Genomic DNA, 774 nt, shown 5'->3' with positions numbered 1-774 from the left:
GCAGATATGAGAGACAATGATGAATGGGGGATCACCTTTTACCTTGTATCTGCCCCAGTCTGTATCATTTACAACTTTGAGCACTACATCACTTCCTTCATCATAAAGTAATGGAATTCGATTAGCATATCTGTAAACATGAGGTCCACCAGTTTTAATGTCACCACCATATGCAATACCCATCTCGATAATGAAAGGAAACCCAGAATATGCAGATGCAGGACGTTGAACTACAGCAGTAAAATCAGGATTAAAGAATTTTTTTATTCCTTTTTCTAAAGGTGCTTCTCCAAGAGGTGCAAGACAGCTAGGATCAGGGGCAAGGAAATCATCATATTTTTGTAAGGAATCACTGAGATTTACCAACTCTTGATTTGTCATAGTACCCATTCGTTTTTCAGGCTTGAATCCAGCAAATTCTGCAAACTTGAGAGCGGTTGTAGGACCTATACGCTGAAATCTTTTAGTCAAAAATGTGGTCAATGGTTCGCCTTGTACAGTATTTGTTAATTGTTTGAAATAAGGACTTTCAGGATCCATGTCAATGGATTTTGATTGTGAATCTCCAAAATCCCAATAAAATAATTTTTTGTTTGGCATATCAATATCTTCAATTTTAATTTTCATCAGTTTATCAAAATCCATTTTCAAAAAGGACATTAATGCAATTACAACTCTAACTTGACGTGGAAGTGTTTTCCATTTCTTCTTTGCTTTATCCATAATTCCAGTAAAACTAAGACTTTTCATTGACAATCCCAAATCTTTTCTAAC

The 774-nt window shown here is 35.3% G+C and carries 1 pseudogene; it reads right to left on the bottom strand.

The annotated features are described in order from the left end of the window. Nucleotides 1-774: pseudogene (locus tag BD31_RS08360) on the bottom strand (DNA topoisomerase VI subunit B); the annotation flags it as partial.

It is taken from the genome of Candidatus Nitrosopumilus salarius BD31 (assembly GCF_000242875.2).
GTDB classification, from domain to species: Archaea; Thermoproteota; Nitrososphaeria; order Nitrososphaerales; family Nitrosopumilaceae; genus Nitrosopumilus; species Nitrosopumilus salarius.
The sequence above is the reverse complement of the archived record's forward strand: the minus strand, read 5'-3'. Positions and strand labels throughout refer to the sequence as shown.